General features: G+C 53.3%; 15 protein-coding genes. All 15 read left to right on the forward strand.

Annotation, left to right across the window (positions count from 1 at the left end; translation table 11 throughout):
* Nucleotides 1-2 precede the first annotated feature (2 nt).
* Entirely contained in the window at nucleotides 3-308 is a 306-nt protein-coding gene (locus tag F608_RS0104400; RefSeq protein WP_022664409.1) for an FtsB/FtsL family cell division protein, read from the forward strand.
* A complete protein-coding gene (locus tag F608_RS0104405) occupies nucleotides 308-2,035 on the forward strand; it encodes a peptidoglycan D,D-transpeptidase FtsI family protein (protein WP_022664410.1) in 1,728 nt (575 codons plus the stop codon). Before F608_RS0104400 ends, F608_RS0104405 begins: the two co-directional genes overlap by 1 nt.
* Nucleotides 2,032-5,043, forward strand: a complete 3,012-nt coding sequence (locus F608_RS30715) for a UDP-N-acetylmuramoyl-L-alanyl-D-glutamate--2,6-diaminopimelate ligase (protein WP_022664411.1) — start codon at nucleotides 2,032-2,034, stop codon at nucleotides 5,041-5,043. Before F608_RS0104405 ends, F608_RS30715 begins: the two co-directional genes overlap by 4 nt.
* Nucleotides 5,040-5,183 (forward strand): hypothetical protein, encoded by a 144-nt coding sequence (locus F608_RS36100; protein ID WP_022664412.1) that lies wholly within the window; start codon nucleotides 5,040-5,042, stop codon nucleotides 5,181-5,183. The genes F608_RS30715 and F608_RS36100 overlap by 4 nt, the downstream gene beginning before the upstream one ends.
* A gap of 5 nt (nucleotides 5,184-5,188) precedes the next feature.
* Nucleotides 5,189-6,268 carry a phospho-N-acetylmuramoyl-pentapeptide-transferase gene (gene mraY / locus F608_RS0104420; RefSeq protein ID WP_022664413.1) on the forward strand — a complete coding sequence of 360 codons (1,080 nt, stop codon included), beginning with the start codon at nucleotides 5,189-5,191 and terminating at the stop codon, nucleotides 6,266-6,268.
* A 40-nt stretch (nucleotides 6,269-6,308) separates the two neighbouring features.
* On the forward strand, nucleotides 6,309-7,700 hold the full coding sequence (gene murD, locus F608_RS30720) for a UDP-N-acetylmuramoyl-L-alanine--D-glutamate ligase (protein WP_022664414.1): 1,392 nt from the start codon (nucleotides 6,309-6,311) through the stop codon (nucleotides 7,698-7,700).
* Nucleotides 7,693-8,811 carry a putative lipid II flippase FtsW gene (ftsW, locus tag F608_RS0104430; RefSeq protein ID WP_022664415.1) on the forward strand — a complete coding sequence of 373 codons (1,119 nt, stop codon included), beginning with the start codon at nucleotides 7,693-7,695 and terminating at the stop codon, nucleotides 8,809-8,811. The genes murD and ftsW overlap by 8 nt, the downstream gene beginning before the upstream one ends.
* Entirely contained in the window at nucleotides 8,801-9,892 is a 1,092-nt protein-coding gene (gene murG / locus F608_RS0104435) for an undecaprenyldiphospho-muramoylpentapeptide beta-N-acetylglucosaminyltransferase (protein ID WP_022664416.1), read from the forward strand. The genes ftsW and murG overlap by 11 nt, the downstream gene beginning before the upstream one ends.
* A 4-nt stretch (nucleotides 9,893-9,896) precedes the next feature.
* On the forward strand, nucleotides 9,897-11,264 hold the full coding sequence (gene murC, locus F608_RS0104440; RefSeq protein WP_022664417.1) for a UDP-N-acetylmuramate--L-alanine ligase: 1,368 nt from the start codon (nucleotides 9,897-9,899) through the stop codon (nucleotides 11,262-11,264).
* Between the two features lie 3 nt (nucleotides 11,265-11,267).
* The gene (murB, locus tag F608_RS0104445; RefSeq protein WP_022664418.1) at nucleotides 11,268-12,185 is read left to right on the forward strand and encodes a UDP-N-acetylmuramate dehydrogenase; all 918 of its coding nucleotides are present in this window, start codon (nucleotides 11,268-11,270) and stop codon (nucleotides 12,183-12,185) included.
* Nucleotides 12,169-13,059: a cell division protein FtsQ/DivIB gene (locus tag F608_RS0104450; RefSeq protein ID WP_022664419.1), complete on the forward strand. Its 891-nt coding sequence runs from the start codon at nucleotides 12,169-12,171 to the stop codon at nucleotides 13,057-13,059. Before murB ends, F608_RS0104450 begins: the two co-directional genes overlap by 17 nt.
* Nucleotide 13,060: 1 nt before the next feature.
* Nucleotides 13,061-14,290: a cell division protein FtsA gene (gene ftsA, locus F608_RS0104455; protein ID WP_027362468.1), complete on the forward strand. Its 1,230-nt coding sequence runs from the start codon at nucleotides 13,061-13,063 to the stop codon at nucleotides 14,288-14,290.
* 16 nt (nucleotides 14,291-14,306) lie between these two features.
* Nucleotides 14,307-15,614 carry a cell division protein FtsZ gene (gene ftsZ / locus F608_RS0104460; protein ID WP_022664421.1) on the forward strand — a complete coding sequence of 436 codons (1,308 nt, stop codon included), beginning with the start codon at nucleotides 14,307-14,309 and terminating at the stop codon, nucleotides 15,612-15,614.
* Nucleotides 15,615-15,617: 3 nt separating this feature from the next.
* The gene (locus F608_RS0104465) at nucleotides 15,618-17,345 is read left to right on the forward strand and encodes a radical SAM protein (RefSeq protein WP_022664422.1); all 1,728 of its coding nucleotides are present in this window, start codon (nucleotides 15,618-15,620) and stop codon (nucleotides 17,343-17,345) included.
* Between the two features lie 835 nt (nucleotides 17,346-18,180).
* Nucleotides 18,181-18,936 carry an IS5 family transposase gene (locus F608_RS0104470; protein WP_022664423.1) on the forward strand — a complete coding sequence of 252 codons (756 nt, stop codon included), beginning with the start codon at nucleotides 18,181-18,183 and terminating at the stop codon, nucleotides 18,934-18,936.
* Nucleotides 18,937-19,041: the final 105 nt, after the last annotated feature.

Raw genomic sequence — 19,041 nt, forward strand, 5'->3', positions numbered from 1 at the left:
AAATGAACCAGAGAAAAGAAACCATAAAATACCAGAAACCGGGATACCGGTGGCTTTTGGTGATCTTTATCCTCTTTTGCGAGCTCATGGTTCACATCTGGATCCGGACCGAGTCCACCCAGGCCATTATCCAGATCTCCAATGCCCAGGAAAAACTCACAAAGGCCCAGTCCTATACCAAGGCCCTCTCCCTGGAGCGGGACCGTCTCAAATCCGATGCCCGGATTACGGGGATCGCAAAAATCAGGCTGGGGTTGTCCGAAAATATATTTGACAGAATCGTCTACCTTGACGGAGGGGATCGTTGATGCCTGAAAAGCAGGAAAGATCCACGGGCCCGAGAATTATCTTCATCCAGATTCTTCTGGTGGGCTGCCTCGTTTTCCTGGGGGCCAGGTCCTTTGAGGTCCAGATCTTTCAGTCCGGGGACCTGAGCCGAAAGGCTGAAAACAACTACTCCAGACACCTGAGCATCCAGGGGGAGCGGGGACAGATCCTGGACCGGAATTTCAACAAACTGGGGGCCAGCATAGACGCCCTCACGGTCACGGCAGACCCCTCACAGATCCGGGCCCCCGAAAAAACGGCAAAAGCCCTGTCCGGGATCTTAAAGACCAACCCTGCGTCCCTGGCAAAGAGGCTGTCAACCGACCGCCGTTTTGCTATCATTGCAAGGGATGTCCCACCGGATCAGGCCGCCCGGATCCGGAAGCTTAAGATCCGGGGCATCTATTTTAAAAACGATTCCAAAAGATTTTATCCCAACCGGAACCTGGCTGCCCAGGTGATCGGATTTACGGGAGAGGATGATATGGGGCTCGAAGGTCTTGAGTTCAAGTACAATGCGGTTTTAACCGGGGCCAGGGCCAAAATAAAAATCAGGAGGGACGGAACCGGCCAGATCCTGGACATCGACAAACAGAAAAAAGCCGAACTCAAAGGCAACTCCCTTGTTCTGACCATTGACAAAAAAATACAATTCCTTTCGGAGCGGGCATTGGAGTCCGCCGTGAAAACCCATAAGGCCCGATCCGGAATGGCCCTGGTCATGCGTCCGGATACCGGAGAACTGCTCTCCATTGCCCATTATCCCGGATTCAACCCTAACAACTACCAGGAGTATACCCAGAAAATTTTCAGGAACCGGGCCGTGACCGATGCCTTTGAACCGGGCTCGGCCATGAAGGTGTTCACGGCTGCGGCAGCCCTGGAAAAAGGGTTCAGCCCCCGGTCCATTTTCTATTGTGAAAACGGTGAATACCGGATCGGAAAGTACATTGTCCATGACACCCATCCCCATGACTGGCTTTCCATCAACAAAATCATAAAATTTTCCTCCAATATCGGGGCGGCAAAAATTACGGAGACCATCGGAAAAGAGACCCTTTACCAATATCTGACCGGATTCGGTTTCGGCGCCAAGACCCGGCTGGGCTGCCCCGGAGAGAGTCCCGGCCTTCTGCTGCCCCCCGGGCAATGGTCGGATATGGATGCCGGGGCCATCTCCTTTGGCCAGGGCATCTCGGTTTCGGCTGTCCAGCTCATCTCCGGAATCTCCGCCATTGCCAACCAGGGCATACTGATGAAACCCATGCTCATCAAAAAAATAATCTCAAACACGGGCAAGGATATCCAGGTCTTTTCACCGGTAAAAATCCGGACCGTGGTCTCTAAAACCACGGCAGACCAGGTCGGAAAGATGCTGGAACATGCCGTAGAGAAAGAGGGAACCGGTTTCAAGGCGGCCATTGAAGGGTATTCGGTCTGCGGGAAAACCGGCACGGCCCAGAAGGCCAGAAAAGACAGGCCGGGATATGAAAAAAATAAATACATCTCTGTATTTGCCGGGTTTGCTCCCAGGGACAATCCCAGGCTGGCCGCCCTGGTGATCGTGGATGAACCAAAGGACGATTACTATGGCGGAGATGTGGCAGCCCCGGCATTCCGTGAAATCATGACACAGTCTTTCAGCTATTTGAATATTCCGCCGGAAAAAGAGATGGTGGCAATCCTGGCCAAGGGAGACCGGATGTGAAACTCTTGGAACTGATAAAACCCCTACACGGGCTTTCCCTTTCCGGGATTTCTGAGAATCCGGAGATCGTTTCCATCCGTTCGGATTCCAGGGATATCAAACCCAACAGCCTTTTTATCGCCGTCAAGGGACATGCGGCAGACGGACACGACTATATTGACCAGGCCCTTGAAAAGAAGGCCGCAGCCGTGATTGCCCAGGAAAATCCCCATAACCGGGAGCGGGTGATCCTTGTCAAAGATTCACGGCAAGCCCTGGCCGCTCTGGCGGCCCGTTTTTACGGGAATCCTTCAAAGGAGATGACCCTGGTGGGCATCACGGGCACCAACGGCAAGACCACCATCACCTGGATGCTGGAGAGCATTTTTAAGTCCTGTGGTTTCAACTGCGGGGTGATGGGAACCGTAAATATCCGGTACGGGGGTAAAATCCTGGACAACCCCGTCACCACCCCCGATCCCGTTGTGATCCAGCGTTCCCTGGCTGAGATGAAAGCTTCCGGCATCACCCATGTGATCATGGAGGTTTCCTCCCATGGCCTGGACCAGCGCAGGGTGGACGGCTGTGAGTTCAAGGTGGGCGTGTTCACCAACCTGACCCAGGATCACCTGGATTATCACTCCCATATGGATGATTATTTTCAATGCAAACGCCGCTTTTTCACCGATTTTATCCAGCCGGCAGGAGCAATCGCGGTCATCAACACGGACCATGAATACGGAAAAAAGCTCTTTGCCTCCCTGCCCGGGCCCGGGATTCCGGTGGGACAGAATCCCCATGCCCGGATCAGGCCAATGGAAATGAAAGACGACATCACCGGGCTGTCAGGCTTCATTGCCGTTGAAGATGAACGGTTTGCCGTAAAATCTCCCCTGACCGGCCGGTTCAACCTGGAAAACATCCTCTGTGCCGCAGGCGCGGCCCACGCCCTGGGAATCTCCCCTGGGGACATCCGGGCCGGACTTGAATCCTGTACACGGATCCCGGGCCGGCTTGAAAAAGTACCCAACGATATCCTCCGCCATTTGTTCGTGGATTATGCCCATACCCCGGATGCCCTGGAGTCCATTTTGAGCACCCTCAGGGAGAGGGCGCCCAAAAGGCTGATCACCGTATTCGGCTGCGGCGGAGACCGGGACCGGTCCAAGCGCCCCCTCATGGGGAAAATCGCCTGCCGGTACAGCGATCTTGCCATTGTCACTTCAGACAATCCCCGGACGGAAAATCCAAAGGCCATTGTTCAAGACATCGTTCAGGGCATCCGGGAAGAATCCGTGCCTGAAATCCGTCCGGATTCCCCTGCCCTGAAAAATCCAAAGGGAAGCAAAAAGGGATTTGCCATCCAGGCGGACCGGAAAAAGGCATTGAAAATGGCCGTAATGGTATCCCGGCCCGGGGATATCATCGTAGCCGCCGGCAAGGGGCATGAAACCTACCAGATCACCAACTCAGGAACCATCCACTTTGACGACAGGGAGGAACTGGCCTTGGCCTGCGATGAATTCAAATCGCTTTTCAAGCCCATTGAATGGAGTCTGGCCGACCTGGAGCAGGCATTGGGCCTTGCTCCCGCCATCGGGTCCCTGCCCCGGGGCCACAGATTCCAGGGCATCGGCACAGACTCCAGGTCCATTGAGTCCGGCCAGATTTTCCTGGCCCTGCAGGGAGAGAACTTTGACGCCCATAAATTCATTCCGGACCTGATCCGAAAGGGAATCCAGGGCTTTGTGGCCCGGGAGGATTCCATCTCAGCATCCCGGATCCGAGATCTTGCCGGGGAAAAAGGAATTGCCCTTTTCCAGGTTTCCGACACCCTGAAAGCGTTGGGCCAACTGGCCCGGTACCAGCGGATCCGGTCCGGGGTCAAAGTGTTGGGCATCACAGGTTCCAACGGCAAGACCAGCACCCGGAAAATCGCCCAGGAAATCTTTAAAAAAAGATTCCATATCCTGGCCACCCAGGGGAATTTAAACAATGAAATCGGAGTCCCCCTGACCCTTTTACGCCTGTCGGCACACCATGAGTGGGCCATTGTGGAAATGGGCATGAACCACGCCGGGGAGATATCCCGGCTATCGTCCATTTCCCGGCCCGACATCGCCCTTGTCACCAATACCGCCGGTGCCCACCTGGAAGGCCTGGAAACCCACGACAATATTGCCCGGGCCAAGGCTGAAATTTTTGAACATGCCGGAAAAGAATCCGTTGCCGTGATATTCGGGGATGATCCCCGGGCAGACATACTCATTGCCGGGGCCGAAAAGAACCCGGATATTTCAGGTATTCTCCTTTTCGGGACCCGTGACAGAGCCGGCATCCGGGCCGAGTCCGTTGAGATCAAGGAGGGTCAATGCCAATTCTCCATAGACTGGGACGGCGAGCCCCTTTGTCTCACCCTTCCCTCCCCTGCCCCTTTCATGGTCAACAACAGCCTGGCCGCCATTGGCGCGGCAAAGCTTGCCGGCATAGGGCCCGAAGATATCCGGGCAGGACTCATGGACTTTACCCCCGTATCCGGCCGCCTGGATATCATCCGCCTCACAAACGGCATCCACCTGATTGACGACTCCTATAACGCCAATCCGGCTTCCATGACCCAGGCCCTCAAAATCCTGGCCGACCAGGCCCGGGAAAAAACCGCCATTGCCGTTCTGGGCGACATGCTGGAACTGGGAGAAGACTCCGGGGCCCTGCACTATGAGATCGGCAAAACAGCAGCCGGCCTTTCCATTTCAAGACTCTTTCTTTTCGGCCCCCAGAGCCGGTTTATTCTCAAAGGCGCCCTGGAAAACGGATTTCCTGAGGAACATCTCTTTCACGGATCAAAGGAAGAGATCAGCCAAAAGGTTTTAACGCATGCAGCCAAGGACGACTGGATCCTGGTCAAGGGATCCAGGGGCATGGCCATGGAAACCGTCATCGCCCGGATGAAAAATCAGATAAAAAACCAGATAAATGGACAGGTAAAGCCTGAAAACCCAGGCAGACCGGGAAAGGAGTTCCTATGAGTCATCCCCCCATTTTCAAGGAAAGGCGCGCCTCAAACGACAGAAGACAATTTTCCTATGCCGCCCATTGTCCGGAACGGCGGTCAGGAAAGGACAGAAGGGCCATGCAGAACAAAGAAACAGATCAAAGGGTAGCCTGACACAAATGTTTTATGAATTCCTATATCCCCTCCACGAACAGTTCGGCTTCCTGAACATCTTCCGGTATATCACCTTCAGGACCATTTACGGGGGACTGACTGCATTTTTGATCTGCTTTATCCTGGGACCCTTTGTCATTAGAAAGCTTGCCACCATGCAGATCGGACAGATCATCCAGACAGACGGTCCCCAGAGCCATCTGGGAAAACAGGGAACTCCTACCATGGGAGGTATCCTCATCCTTGTTTCCATCCTGGCCACCACCCTTTTATGGGGGAACCTGTCCAACCACTACGTAAACATCCTGGTGCTGAACCTGGTGCTTTTCGGGTTTATCGGATTTATCGACGACTATCTCATGCAGGTAAAAAAACGGAACATGGGATTCACGGCCAAGGGAAAGTTCGCCATCCAGGTATTGTTTGCCCTGATCATCTCTTACCTGATTTACAAGTGCCCGGATTTTGATACCAGCCTGACCATCCCCTTCTTTAAAAACTTTTCCCCGGACCTGGGGATTTTCTATATTCCCTTTGCCTGCCTGGTCATTGTGGGTACCTCCAATGCCGTCAACCTCACGGACGGGCTGGACGGACTGGCCATCGGACCCTATATCGTGGCCTCGGTGACCTATATGTTTTTTGCCTATGTGGCCGGTCATACCCAGTTTGCCGAATACCTCCACGTCAGACATATCACATCGGCCGGTGAAATTTCAGTGATCTGCGGAATCCTGGCCGGGGCGGGAATGGGGTTTTTATGGTTCAATGCCCACCCTGCCCAGGTATTCATGGGCGACTCCGGCTCCATCCCCCTGGGGGCCATGCTGGGGGCCATTGCCATTGTCACCAAGCAGGAGATCCTGCTGCTCATCGTCGGGGGACTCTTCGTCATAGAGGCATTGTCCGTGATCCTCCAGGTCTCTTATTTTAAACTGACCAAGGGGAAACGAATCTTCAGGATGGCGCCCTTGCACCACCATTTTGAACTCAAGGGCTGGCACGAATCCAAGGTCATTGTCAGGTTCTGGATCATATCCATTACCCTGGCCCTGATCTCGCTGAGTACCCTTAAAATACGATAGGAAAACCATTGAGAATCACCTTTTACACATTTGGGATAGAATGAAGAAGAGATCAGATACATATTATCTTGTTGTGGGCATGGGCCGTTCAGGCATGTCCATGGCCAGATTTCTTCATTCAAAGGGATTCTGCGTAAAGGCCACGGACAAAGACCCGGAAAGGAAAGATGCGGCTCAGGAACTCAACGACCTGGGCATCGAGACCCAGATCGGGTTCCATGACCAGGAGACCTTTGACCGGGCCAATACCCTGGTGGTCAGCCCGGGCATCCCCCTGGACATCCCCTATATCCGCAGGGCAGTGGACTCAGGCACGGCCCTTACCGGGGATCTGGACATCTTTGCCCGATACAATACCACCCCAATTGTGGCCATTACCGGTACAAACGGCAAAACCACCACCACCACCCTGGTCCGGGACATGCTGGAAGCCTCGGGCATCCCTGTCTTCATGGGGGGCAATATCGGAACCCCGCTGGTGGAGTTTCTGATGCAGGATTCAACCGCCCGGGTGGTCGTGGCTGAAGTCTCCAGCTTCCAGCTCGATCTTGCCCGAAATTTCAGGCCCCATGTGGCCGCCCTCCTGAACCTGGCCCCGGACCACCTGGACCGGTACACGGATCTCAAGGCCTATGAAGATTCCAAATGGTCCATATTCAAAAACCAGACCCATCAGGACCATGCCGTGATCAACAGCAGGATAGAAAGCTTTTCTTCCCGCACCCGATCCATTGCCTCCACCCTGTATGAATTTTGTTCCGGTCCCCAAAAGAAGATCTCACGGGGGGCAGTCGTTGATGGGACATCGGTGGATCTGATCCTGCCGGACCTTTTAAAGAAGAATTCCGCAAAGATCTCCTGTAAGGATTTAAAAGAACTGCCCGGAGGACACAACCGGGAAAACCTGGCTGCGGCCGCCCTGGCAAGCCTCTGTGCCGGTGCATCCCTTGAAGGGATCTCTTCGGCCCTGGCCCGGTTCAAAAACCTGGCCCACAGGATCTCCTTTGTCCGGGAAATCAGCGGGATACAATTTTACAATGATTCCAAGGCCACCAACACGGATGCCGTGGTCCGGGCCCTTCAAACCTTTGATACGCCTTCCCCGGGAAAGAGAATCATCCTCATCCTGGGGGGCCGGGAAAAGGGAACAGACTTTTCCGCCCTGGTCCCGGTGATCAAAGAAAGGGTCAGACTGATCCTGGCCATTGGCGAGGCAGCCCCCCATATTCTGGAAACCTTTGGGTCTGTCTGTCCGGTACAGGTAAAGACCAGCATGGCCCAGGCCGTGAATGCGGCCCATGAAACCGGCAGATCCGGGGAAATCGTTCTTCTCTCCCCGGCCTGCGCCAGCTTTGACATGTATGACAACTATAAGGACCGGGGCAATGACTTCATTGCCCGGGTCAGGGACCTGGAGACAGATCATGGATAAGCCCAGGGCCATACACCCCTTTCTGAGCGAAAAGGGAATCCTGTTTCCGGTACTGGTTCTGTGCGGGATCGGGATCACCATGGTCTGCTCTGCATCTTCGGCCATCAGCATGGAAGAGCACAACACCCTCTATTATTACATGCAGAAACAGGCCATTTTCTTCTGCATCAGCCTGAGCGTCATGTTCGTGGCCGCATCCTTCCCCTTCCGGCTGTATAAGAGCCTGGCCTGGATCATCCTGTCCGCATCCATTGTCCTCCTGATCCTGGTCATGATCCCCTCCTTGAGGGTGAAAGCCGGGGGAGCCAGCCGGTGGATCAGTCTCTTCGGCTTCACTTTTCAGCCGGCGGAATTTGCCAAACTGGCCCTGATCCTTTTCATGGCCTATTCCCTGGCCAAGAAGCAGCCGGTCATTGAAAATTTTTCCATCGGGTTCATCCCCCATTTCATGATCTATCTCATCTTTGCCGGACTCATCATTGTCCAGCCGGATTTCGGCACCATCGTGGTCCTGGGCCTGATCTGCTGGGGCATGATGTTCGTGGCCGGGGTAAGGATTCTCCATCTGCTCAGCCCCCTGCCCCTGCTCATCCCCATGGCCTATTTCCTGGTCTATAAGGTGGAATACCGGCTGCTCAGGGTCATGACCTTCATGAATCCCTGGGATGATCCCTATAACACCGGCTACCAGATCACCCAATCCCTGAAGGCATTCGGCTCAGGGGGGCTCACGGGAAAGGGAATCGGGCTGGGCATGCATAAGATGCATTACCTGCCCGAACCCCATACGGATTTTATCTTTTCCATCATCGGGGAAGAACTGGGGCTTGCCGGGGTACTTTTTATCCTGGCGCTCTACGGGGTGATTCTGGTCAAAGGCGGCACCATTGCCAGGAAGTCCAAAAGCATGTTCGGTTCGGTGGCGGCAGCCGGGCTGACCATCTACATCGGGGTCCAGGTCATCATCAACGCGGGAGTGGCCTTAGGGGTTCTTCCCACCAAGGGACTCACCCTCCCCTTTATCTCCTACGGGGGAACCTCCCTGATCATCAATATGACGGCCATGGGAATTTTAATGAATATCGGAGCATCGGCCAGACATGGAAAATAGATCCAGGATCATCATAGCAGGCGGGAAAACCGGGGGGCACCTGTTCCCGGGCATTGCCGTGGCCCAGGCCCTGGAATCTGCAGATCCCGGATGCCGTATCCTTTTTGTGGGAACCAATGCCCCCTTTGAAATCAACACCCTGGAACGGTACGGGTATGACCACAGGATCATAGCCGCCAGACCGGTCAAGGGAGGCAGCCTTTTTGCCAAGGCCAAGGCCGTTGTTCTGATCCTGGTCTCCCTGGTCCAGTCGCTATTCATCATCATGATGTTCCGGCCCGGATTTGTCCTGGGCGTGGGGGGATTTTCCTCCTTTGCCCTGGTCCTGGCCGCCTGGATCCTGCGGATTCCCACGGCCATCCAGGAACAGAACACCATCCCCGGCATCACCAACCGGCTTTTGTCCCGGTTCAGCGGCACCATTTTTACCGCTTTTCAAGCCACCCGGCACATGCCTGAATCCAAAATCCAGTGGGTGGGAAATCCCATCCGCCGGACCGAAACCAATGAATCCGATGAAGACCTCCCCAAAGCCCGGCCCGGGGATTTCACCATCCTGGTTACCGGGGGAAGCCAGGGCGCGGCCAGCATCAACAGCGCCCTTATCAAGGCGGCCGAACTCCTGGAAGAGACCCAGGACATTTTCATCATCCACCAGACCGGAATCCGGGATGAGGAAGAGATCGGCAGAGCCTATCAGGACCTGAAGATCCGGGTCCACAGCGCTGCCTTTTTCCACGACATGGGAGCTGTCCAGGACATGGCCGACCTGGTCATTGCCCGGGCCGGCGCCGGCACCCTGTCGGAGCTCTGTATAAAGGGGCTGCCCGCCGTTCTCATCCCCTTTCCCCATGCTGCCGACGACCACCAGACCTCTAATGCCAGAACATTGGAGGAAAAAGGCGGAGCCGTTCTCATCCCGGATCATGAGCTTTCCGGAAAACGTCTTGCCCAGACCATACTTGAACTCAAATCAGACCCGGAAAGGCTTGCATCCATGTCCAGGGTCATGAAAGGCCTTGCCATGCCCCATGCGGCCGAACGCATCGCCGCCCATATTGTAAAGGAAATAAAAGGATAGCTTAATGTACCAGAACGACTATCATATTCATTTTGTCGGAATCGGAGGCATCGGCATGAGCGGAATTGCCGAGCTGCTCCTGAACCTGGGATACCGGGTGTCCGGCTCCGACCTCAAGCTTTCCCATATTACCCGGCGCCTGGAAGCAAAAGGGGCCGTTATCTTCCAGGGCCATGCCAAGGACCAGATACAGAACGCCGATGTGGTGGTCACCTCATCGGCCATTGCCTCCCAGAACCCGGAGGTGGTCCGGGCCAAAGAACTCTCTGTTCCCATCATCCCCCGGGCCGAGATGCTGGCCGAACTCATGCGGATTAAATACTCCATTGCCGTGTCCGGGGCCCACGGGAAGACCTCCACCACGGCCATGATATCCCAGATCCTCAACACGGCCGGCCTGGATCCCACGGTCATCATCGGCGGCCTGCTCCAGGGACTGGATACCAATGCCCTGCACGGGAAAGGGGATTTCATCGTTGCCGAGGCCGATGAGAGCGACGGATCCTTTTTAAAATACGCCCCGGCCATAGCCGCAGTTACCAATATCGACCTGGAGCACCTGGACTATTACAAGGATATTGAGGACATCAAGGATAAATTCGTTCAGTTCATCAATTCGGTTCCCTTTTACGGTCTGGCCATCCTCTGCCTGGACAACGAGCATATCCAGGATATCCTGCCCAGAATCCGGGTCAGGACCCTGACCTTCGGCATGACCGCCCAGTCCGACCTCAAGGCCCAGGACATCCGGTTTGAAAACGGGAAAAGCCGGTTCAAGGTCTTTCTCCATGAAGCCCTTCTCGGAGAAATCATCCTCAACATCGCCGGTCAGCACAATATCTCCAATGCCCTGGCCGGCATTGCCACGGCCCTGGAATTAAAGATCCCCTTTGACACCATTAAAAAGGCCCTGGAGCAGATCAAGGGGGTCAAACGCCGCCTGGAGATCAAGGGGAAGAAAAAAGAGATCCTGGTCATGGATGACTACGGCCACCACCCGACTGAAATCACGGCCACGCTCAATGCGGTCCGGGACAGCTATCCGGAAAAAAGACTCATCGTCCTGTTCCAGCCCCACAGGTACACAAGGACAAAGGCCCTGTTCCATGAGTTTACCCGCTCCTTTTACCAGTCCGACGTGCTCATTCTCCTGCCCATCTATGCGGCAAGCGAGGAAGAGATTGAAGGGGTCAACTCCGAGGAACTCTGCCAGGGCATCCGGGCCCACGGCCACAAGGACGTCTCCTTTGCCCCGGATTTTTCCCAGGCCCTGTCCATGGTCACCCACAAGGCCGGGAAAGGGGACCTGGTCCTGACCCTGGGAGCGGGTGATGTTTACACCCTCGGTGAAAAACTGGTGGAGATCTTATAGAGAATGACTCCGGCCAACACACATACCCGGCTGATCCAAAGATTCAGTCTCCTGCCCATGGAACCCATGAAAAAGCATACCAGCTTCAGGGTGGGCGGGCCGGCCGATCTCATGGCCCTGCCAAGAACCGGCCGGGAGCTCAGGGATCTGATCCAGTCGGCCCGGCAGCACCGGCTGCCCATCACCATCATCGGGGGGGGCTCCAATATTCTGGTTCCGGACCGGGGCATCCGGGGTCTTGTCATTGTTTTAAAAAACCTGAGGTCTTCCATTCAGCTCAAGGGAAATACCCTCCTGGAAGCTTCGGCCGGAGAGCCCCTTGCAAGAATAGTAAGTTCGGCCGTGGACCAGGGGCTGTCCGGGCTCGAATTTGCGGCCGGCATTCCGGGAACCCTGGGCGGAGCCGTAATGATGAACGCCGGAACGGCTGACAGATGGATCTCTCATGTTCTGGACTCGGTAGATGTCCTTGACCTCAATACCCTGGAATTAAAAATCCTGAAAAAAGAGGAAATGGACTTTTCCTACAGAAACCTGAGCCTACCGGACAAGGTGATTCTAAGTGTCAGGCTGAAACTTGAACCCGGTGATCCGGAATTGATCCGGGACCGGTTTGAAAAAAACCTGAAAGCCAAAAAAAAGACCCAGCCCGTGTCCCTGGCCAGCGGGGGGTGTTTTTTCAAAAATCCCGGGCCGGATCAGTCCGCCGGGAAACTCATCGACCAGGCCGGACTCAAGGGCATGAGGGTGAATGACGCCCAGGTTTCGGATTGCCATGCCAATTTTATTATCAACAGGGGCAATGCCTCCTGCAAGGACATCCTGGCCCTGGAAAAGATAATCCGGGAAAAGGTATGGGAGAAATTCAATATCAGACTCGAAACAGAAGTAAAGGTGGTGGATGATGGCAAAAAAGAGTAAAGAAAACAGGTACAAGCCGGATCCGGCACCTGAAAAAGGGGTCAGATCTGCCGAAAACGGAAATCAGGTCCAAAGGATCTTTGCTTTTCTCGCACTTCCGGCCCTCATCCTTTTTCTCAGCCTGGGAGCCATTCTGGCCCATGACCTGGTCACCCAGTCCCCCCTGTTTCTGGTTAAAAAAATCCTCATTTCAGGGGATCAGAGGGTGGTGAAAAATGAAATTCTGAAACTTGCCGCCCTGGAAGAACCCTGCAATATCTTCAAGGTCAATCTGAACATCATGGAAAAACAGATCGCATCCCACCCCTGGATTGCCCGGGCTTCTGTAAGGCGTTCCCTTTTTTCCACCCTGATCATCCGGGTGGATGAAGAGACGCCCCTGGCCATTGTCAATGTGGAAAACATGGCCAGGATTCTCATCAACACCCAGGGCCGGCCCTTTAAGGAATATGATCCGGAAACGGACCAGGTGGAGAGCCTGCCCGTGATCTCCGGAGTGGATCTGACCCTTTCGAACAATGTATACCGGTTTGAAGGAAAGCTGTTCAACTCCATTATGGATTTTCTCAAAACCTCTCCCCTGGCCGGCCATCCCGTGATCAACCTGGACGGAGATGAGAACACGGGAATTATTATCAATGCCCAGGATATTTACAATAAAAACCATCCTAGGCCGGATGGCGTGGTCCGCATCAAACTCGGATTTGACCGGTTCCGGGAAAAACTGATCAAGGCCAAGGAAATCAGCACATATATCGGTAAAAACTATCCGGATAAAACCATCTCTGCCATGGATCTTTTTGATATTGAAAAGGTTTTTATCAAAATTAAGGATGATGATGCTCTACACATTTCAATGGAAAAGGGGGTTTGAATTGCAGGGAAATGAAAAGATAATCGTAGGGCTGGATATCGGCACTACCAAGATCTGCGCCATCGTGGGAGAATTCCTGGATGACCAGGTCAATATCATCGGGGTGGGGTCTCATCCCTCCACGGGCCTTCGCAAGGGATCCGTGGTCAACATCGAATCCACGGTGGATTCCATTAAAAAGGCCATTGAAGAGGCCGAACTCATGGCCGGCTGTGACATCTCCTCGGTCTATGTGGGGATTGCAGGCAGCCATATCAAGGGATTCAACAGCCACGGCATCATTGCCATCAAGGGAAGGGAAATTGCCGAAGCAGATGTGGAAAGGGTCATTGACGCGGCCAAGGCCGTTGCCATTCCCACGGACAGGGAGATCCTCCATGTCATCCCCCAGGAGTTCATTGTGGATGAAATGGAATCCATCCAGAATCCCGTGGGCATGACCGCCATCCGCCTGGAGGCCAAGATTCACATTGTCACGGGTGCGGTCTCCTCGGCAAGAAACATTGTCAAATGCTGCAACAAGGCAGGGCTCGAGGTCTGCGATATCGTTCTGGAGTCCCTGGCCTCGGGCCAGGCCGTGCTCACGGACGAGGAAAAGGAACTGGGATGCGTCCTGGCAGACCTGGGGGGAGGCACCACTGACCTGGCCCTGTTCAAGGACAAGAACGCCAAGTTCATCTATGAACTCACCGTGGGAGGCCACAACCTGACCAATGATATTTCCATCGGCCTTCGAACCCCCCTGCCCGAAGCCGAGAAAATCAAACTGGAACACGGGACCTGCATTCCCAGAACCACCAGAAACGGGGACTCCATCGAAGTCCCGGCCGTGGGCGGAAGGGATCCCAAACGGCTTTCACGGGGCATCCTGGCCGAGATTCTGGAACCCCGGGTGGAGGAGATCTTCACCCTGCTCAAAAAGGAACTCTTTTCCAACGGGCTTGAAAATTCTTTCCCGGCCGGATTTGTCCTCACCGGGGGAAGCGTGGTCATGGACGGAATAACGGAGATTGCGGAATCGGTTTTCAACGTTCCCGTGAGGATCGGACAGCCCGACAAGGTCGGGGGATTAAAGGACATTGTAAAGAATCCGGCCTATGCCACGGGAGTCGGACTGGTGATCTTCGGTGCCGGTTCCGCCGAGTGCAGACCCGGTTTAAAAGAAGGGTCCCACCAGGGACTGAACACGATATTTATAAGAATGAAACAGTGGTTTAAGGATATTATTTAATCATAGGGAGGTGGATATGAGTTTTTCTTTTGTGGAAACCAACAATTCAGCTAAAATCAAGGTAATTGGAGTGGGCGGTGCCGGAGGCAATGCGGTCAACAATATGATTGACGCCAAGCTCCAGGGCGTCAAATTCATCGTGGCCAACACAGATGCCCAGGCCCTGGACCAGTCCAGGGCGGAAGTCAAAATCCAGCTGGGACGGGAACTGACCGAAGGCCTGGGCGCCGGAGCAGACCCGTCCATCGGCCGGGATGCAGCCCTGGAAAGCATGGACGAAATCAGGGAAGCCCTGGACGGAAGCCACATGGTGTTTATCACGGCTGGTTTCGGCGGCGGAACCGGTACCGGGGCCGCTCCCGTGATTGCAGAGATCTGCAGGGATCTCGGAGTGCTTACCGTGGCCGTGGCATCCAAACCCTTTTCCTTTGAAGGCAAGAAAAGGGAAAAACAGGCCCTGGAAGGATTGAACAATCTCCATGACATCACCGACACGGTCATCATCATCCCCAATGACCGCCTCCGGGGAATCGCCCCCAAGGGTGCAAGGATGGTGGATATGTTCATCAAGGCCGATGAAATCCTTCACCATTCCGTCAAAGGCATCACCGATCTGATCATGATGCCGGGCCTGGTCAACCTTGACTTTGCCGATGTGAAAACCACCATGCAGAAGGCCGGAAAAGCGCTCATGGGCATTGGTATCGCTTCGGGTGAAAACCGGGCCACGGAAGCCGCTGAAAAAGCCATCTCCCATCCCCTTCTGGAAGACATTTCCATTTCAGGGGCAAAAGGGGTGCTCATGAATATCACCTCCAGCTCAGACCTGACCCTGGATGAGATGACAGAGGCCTCGGACCGGATTCACCAGGAAGTCGGAGATGATGCAGAGATCATCTGGGGCCAGACCTTTGACGACGACCTGGGAGATGAGATGCGCATCACCGTCATTGCCACGGGCATCGGCGTCCAGGAACCCCAGCTGGCGGAAAATATGCACCGGTTTGAGCCCTCAGCCCCGGTTCAGGCCTGCCAGGAAGAGATCCCCCGGGCCCAGACAGGAGCATACGGTGCCCAGGCCGTTGCCCGCCATCCCATGCAGCGGCCGGTTTCCCAGGGCCGGGAAGCCGCGGCAGTGGCCAGGGGACAGGTCAGAAATCCCACCCCGGAAGAACTGGCCAATTGGAACGAGTATGAAAGCCCGGTCCGGGTCACCCAGAAACAGGTGGTTGGCGGAGAAGACCTGGGAGATTCCTATACCAACATGGCCTTTGACAACGACGATCTGGAGGTGCCCACTTTTCTGAGAAGAAAAGCAGACTGATCCATGAAAACAGGGCCGAAAAAAAAAAGGCCCGGACCGTCTAGGCAGGCAGGCCTCCAGGAACATGGCGCCGTGGTCAAACACGGCAAAGGCCTGATCAGGGCAGCCCTGGTCTACCCCAACACGTACAGGGCCGGCATGTCCAGTCTGGGATTCCAGACGGTCTACCGGCTGGCCAATGAGATTGAATTCCTGGCCTGCGAGCGGGTATTTCTGCCGGACACCTGGAAAAGCCAGGGACAGGGGCGCCACTCCCCTGTCAAAAGCCTGGAAACCGGTCTGCCCCTTAATCAGTTTGATATTATCTTGTTTTCAATCTCCTTTGAAAACGACTTTTTTCACCTTGCTCAAATCCTTGGTGAAACAGGCATCCCCCTGCGGTCATCCGATCGAAACCACATCCACCCCCTGGTGGCTGCGGGGGGAGTTGCCTGCCTGCTCAATCCGGAACCCATTGCCCCTTTCATCGACCTTTTCCTCCTGGGAGAGGCCGAGTGCCTGCTCACCCCCTTTTTTGACCTGTTTAAAGAAGACCGGGACAAGGCATCCCTGCTTGAAAAAGTGGAAACCAGGATGAAAGGGGCTTATGTTCCGGCCCTCCACGAGCCGGTTTTATATAAAGATAATGATGAAGCAGATCAAAAGTTTTCTAAAAAAATTGAGGTCCCATACCAGGAAAACCTGGAAGGAACACAGACCCATACTTCCGTCTTAACCTCGGACACGGCCTTTAAAAACATCTTTTTAATGGAGACCCTGAAAGGGTGCCCCCATGGCTGCCGGTTCTGCACGGCAGGATTCGCACTTCGTCCTCCAAGGATCTATCCCAAATCAGACCTTTTACAGGTCATGGGCAAGGCCCGGGGGAAAACAGACAAAATCGGACTGGTCAGTTCCGCTGTCCTGGATCATCCGGACATCGGCGATATCTGCCGGTACGGAGAGGAAAACGGATTCACCCTCTCCTTTTCCTCCCTGAGAGCGGACAGGCTGGACCAAGGTATCATCGAGCGTCTGGCCCGGTCAGGTGTAAAAACGGCAACGATTGCCCCGGAAGCCGGGTCTGAAAGGATGCGCAGGATCATTAATAAAAAGATCACAGCCAAAGAGATCCTGGATGCCGCCCGGAAACTGGTGGAACACCAAATCCTGAACCTGCGGCTCTATTTCATGATCGGCCTGCCCTTTGAAACCGATGAAGATGTTGAAGCCATTGTCGACCTGGCCCTGGAAATCAAATCCGTATTCCTGGAGGCCTCCAGAAAAAACAAGAGGATCGGCACGATTACCTTAAGCGTTAATCCCTTTATACCCAAACCCTGTACCCCTTTTCAATGGGCGGCAATGACACCCCAGAAGACCTTGAAACGCCGGGCAAACATCCTTCAAAACGGACTGAAAAGAACCCCTAATCTCACCCTTCAAATAGAATCCCTGAAAAACTCAAGAATCAATGCCCTGCTCTCCCTGGGGGACCGGCAAACCGCAGATATCATCGAATCGGCTCTTGAAGCCGGATGGACAAGGGCCATGAAAAGCCAACGGGAATATTGCGACGTCGTTATTGAAAAAGAAAAACCGGTTTCGGCCCCTCTTCCCTGGGACCGCCTCACCCATCATGTTTCCCGAAAATTTCTTGCCCGGGAATTTCAGCAGGCCAAAATAAAGAAACAATCTGCATCCTGTCCCATGAAAGACTGCATGGAATGTGGAATTTGCATCGACTCCTAGGTTTTAAAATTTAAAAACACATTTAGCCGGCCGGCAGGGGCATGGGGTGCCGGCTTTGGGGTGAACTTTTTACTCCTCCGCGTCCTGCGGCCGCAAAAAGTTGAACCCGGCTCTACCCCATCCCCCCACCAGCCTCACGCCCAGACAAATTTGAATCGGTTCCATGTTCCCGAAGAAATCTCATGTAAAAAATCCAAAATACCAGTTAACACCAACTGAAATCATGCTATCGTGGAGGCGATTGAGGGCCGTGGCGGAGACATCGGGTGGGATTCTTTTCAGGCTCTTGGCTGTGCTTCTCGGTTAAAAAGGGGAATTGTCTGAGCGCAGCGAGTTTTCCCCTTTCAGAGAAGTGCAGGTTAGAGCCTGTTAGAATCATTCACCCTGCGGAGCTGCGGTCTTCAATCGCCGGAGTTGGGAACGATGATTTTTTTCCTTAAACTTTGCTCTTGTATTTTTGTCCCTGGAGTGATTAGCTCCAATAATCCTTATTTCGGGCTCATTTCTGTATTCAGGTTTGTTATGTATAAAGTTGAATCAAGGATTATGCAAGTATCTGTACCTTTATGGTTTGGAAAAAAATGATGTGCTTTAAAAGTCGGACTTATAGACAAAGTGCTCAGTATTTTTTATCCGAATTCCCAGTGCACTTATACCATAAGTGCTCTCTTTTGCTCTTCTCAATACATTGTAAATTTTGTTAAAGTTCATCAACGATCCAGGAATCCAGATTGATGAAAAAAATATTAAGTTTTTGAAGTTCAATTAGGGGCTGTTTCTAAAAAAACATCAAAAAAATCTAGACATTTGAGAATACTAATGATTCCGTCTGTTTATGAACAGACATGCTATTTCAGACGAAAAATGGAAACATATAGAGCCTATCTTATCATCCCCTAAGATAGAAACACGAGGACGCAAGCCGAAGGATAACAGGTTAATGTTCAATGGAATTTTATGGATTCTAAAAACCGGTGCCCCTTGGCGAGATTTGCCAAAAGAGTTTGGACCATGGCAAACTGTTTATAAAAGGTTTGCCAGGTGGACGACTCTATCAGCTTGGAAAGATTTATTTAAGCAGGTCACAAAAGATATAGACACAGAATCAACGATGATAGATGGGTCTTATGTGAAACTGCATCAACACGGTTGCGGAGTTCAGGGAGGTCAATATTTTCAAGCAATAGGTAGAAGCAAAGGAGGTTTGACGACAAAGATCCATGCAGTGGTCGATGCCCTTGGAAATCCTTTCCGAATTAAGTTAACCGGTGGAAATGTGCATGATATGGTTCCTTCGTATGAATTGATTGCTGGCATAGAAAGCGATTATTTTTTTGCAGATAGAGCTTATGATACAGATAAACTCATTGAACTTGTTGAGGCAGTAGGTAGCAAGGTCGTCATTCCTTCGAAAGCAAACAGGAAACACCCGAGGGAGATTGACAAGCATACGTATAGAGAAAGACACCTGGTAGAATGCTTTTTTGCAAAGATAAAATCCAATCGGCGAATATCGACTCGGTATGAAAAACTATCAAGCAGATATGAAGCGATGGTTCTGATTGCTTCTTGCTTGGTCTGGTTGCAATGATTTATTTAGAAACAGCGCCTAGCTTTATAAATCCTCTGTGAATGTTTTGCGATTTCTCTCACAGTCAACCGTCCATAGTGAAAACCGTTGCCGTACCAAGCCACA

This window comes from Desulfospira joergensenii DSM 10085 (genome assembly GCF_000420085.1).
Classification (GTDB): Bacteria; Desulfobacterota; Desulfobacteria; order Desulfobacterales; family Desulfobacteraceae; genus Desulfospira; species Desulfospira joergensenii.